This is a genomic window from Streptomyces sp. NPDC006265 (assembly GCF_040613555.1).
Lineage (GTDB): Bacteria > Actinomycetota > Actinomycetes > Streptomycetales > Streptomycetaceae > Streptomyces.
This window is the reverse complement of record NZ_JBEXSH010001245.1, coordinates 1-1,930: the sequence shown is the minus strand read 5'-3', so window position 1 is coordinate 1,930 and position 1,930 is coordinate 1. Positions and strand designations below refer to the sequence as shown.

2 protein-coding genes and 1 pseudogene are annotated in these 1,930 nt (G+C 72.5%); 2 read left to right on the top strand and 1 reads right to left on the bottom strand.

Annotation, left to right across the window (positions count from 1 at the left end; translation table 11 throughout):
- Positions 1-127 precede the first annotated feature (127 nt).
- Positions 128-1,000, top strand: coding sequence for a hypothetical protein (locus ABZ281_RS47620; protein ID WP_356664891.1), 873 nt, complete (start codon positions 128-130; stop codon positions 998-1,000).
- A gap of 172 nt (positions 1,001-1,172) precedes the next feature.
- Here ABZ281_RS47620 and ABZ281_RS47615 read toward each other — a convergent pair whose 3' ends face one another.
- Positions 1,173-1,355, bottom strand: a complete 183-nt coding sequence (locus tag ABZ281_RS47615; protein ID WP_010040978.1) for a hypothetical protein — start codon at positions 1,353-1,355, stop codon at positions 1,173-1,175.
- A gap of 278 nt (positions 1,356-1,633) precedes the next feature.
- Here ABZ281_RS47615 and ABZ281_RS47610 point away from each other — a divergent pair.
- A pseudogene (locus ABZ281_RS47610) lies at positions 1,634-1,930 on the top strand (ATP-dependent helicase); the annotation flags it as partial.

Below are 1,930 nucleotides of genomic sequence, written 5' to 3'. Positions count from 1 at the left end.
GGCCTGACGGCCGATTCGCCCCGTCCGCCGGAAAACTGCAGCTCCGCGTGCGCATGCGAGGCCGTGACAAGGGGCTTCCGGGCGCACTAGGGTGCGCGCCGATGGACGAACCGATGGGGAGGCTGGGATGGCCGGGACGGACGAGGAAGCCGTCGCCGCCGCGGACGATGCGCTCTATGTGCTCACGGCGGTGCTGCTGACGCCGGCGAAGTTCCCGAGTGTGCTGGGCGACGACTACCCCGAGGCATGCGCGGCGCTCGGTCTCGCACCGCTGGCCGACGGGTACGGGCTGGTGCTCGGCCAGGACGGCGAAGGCGCCCGGTGGACGGTGGCCATCGACGACGTCTCCCTCGTGGCCGTCGCCATCGCGTCCTGGGACTGCGGCATGGAGTACGAGCTGTCGCCCGACGAGCGCACGGTCGTCGCGGCCCTGCCCGGCTGGCCCCTCGCGGTCGCCGTCGCAGCCCCCGGGGTGCCCGCGCCGCACGATCCGGGCCCGGAGGCGGACGACCGGCCACCGCTCACTCCACCGGACACCAGCGTCTGGGGGCCGGCACAGCGGCGCCTGGGCGCGGACGAGATCGCGCTGCAATGGGCGGTGTGGCGGGAGCAGGTCGACGACACGGAGTTCCCGACGCCGGCGTCCTCCGGGGTGCCGGGTGACGAGGGAGGGCCGGACGGCGGGCAGGACCGTGAGCCGGACGGGAGCGGGGAGAACGGGCAGGCGGGTGGCCGCAGCGGCATCCGGCGTGTTCTCGCCGAGGCTCGCACGTACATCGACTCGCCGCCGCCGCTGGGCCGGGTCCGGTCGTCCTTCGCGTCGGGTGACGCCCGGACCCTGCGGGCCGACGGTCCTGGCTGGTCGCTCGTCGCCAGGACCGACGACATCGCCTTCGTGCTGCTCGACGAGGAACCCGGCGAGGTCCTGCCGGTGGGCCGGGGGCCGGAATTGCCGGGTCTCCTCGATGCGCTGGACAAGATTGCCGTACGGCCGAACTGAGCCGGTCGATCCGGGCTGGGTCAATTCAGCCGGTTCGGGACGATACGGCTGGTCCGAACCGGCTCAAGGCGGCCGGGCCGGACCGACACGGCCGCCTTGAGCCGGTTCGGCCACGGTGAGCCGGTTCGATCCGGCCGCCGCCGTACGCCTGAGGCCGCACCGGGTCAGCGCCTCAGCGACCGAGCTCCTTGCGCGTGGCGCGGCGCAGCCTGCGCCGCTGGGATGGATCCAGCGTGAGGTACGCGGCGGCCGGGACCCCCAGGATGATCAGGAGCGATGCCCACCAGGGCAGCCAGATCAGCAGGATGAGCCCGACCGCCACACCGCCCGCGGCGATCTTGGCGTTCTTCGACATGACTGTCGCCTCCTTCGCGGCCACTGCCGCTCTCTGTCTCGACAACGGACCCGCGTCCACGGCGGTTCCGGACCGCGCCCCTGAGACATCCCTGAGGTGCGACCCCGACGCACCCCCGAGACCTCCATGGTGACCCAGCTCACAGCCCAGTCATACCCATGCGCACCGGAAGTGCTGTACTCTCGGCGACTCCGTGGCCACTAGTCAAATTTGAGGAATCTGCCATAGCCGAGCACCCGACCCTCCCGGCACCCTCCTCCGACATCTGCGAACTGGCCATGTGCCGCTCCGTGTTCCTGCCCGGCGATCCCGCGCGAACGGGCAGTGTCGCCTTCTGGCGGCCCGACGGCTCTGCCCCTCCGGGTGTGGCCTCTGCGTCCGTCACCGACCTGACCGTCGTACTGCCCCGTGACGGTGGGATCAAGACAGCCGGTGTGCCCGCCGTCCTGGTGCCGGTGCGCACGGCCCTGCCGGTTCTCACGCGTGCGCGTATCGGCGGGCAGGGGCACCGGTCCACCGCGTTCTGGGGCGCGGCCACCCTGCACGCCCTGCACCTCGTGGCGCGCGGGCTGCTG

What these genes read in the sequence shown, in the direction of transcription:
- ABZ281_RS47620 (WP_356664891.1), top strand. Translation starts at nt 128, where the DNA reads ATGGCCGGGACGGACGAGGAAGCCGTCGCCGCCGCGGACGATGCGCTC.
- ABZ281_RS47615 (WP_010040978.1), bottom strand. Translation starts at nt 1,355, where the DNA reads ATGTCGAAGAACGCCAAGATCGCCGCGGGCGGTGTGGCGGTCGGGCTC.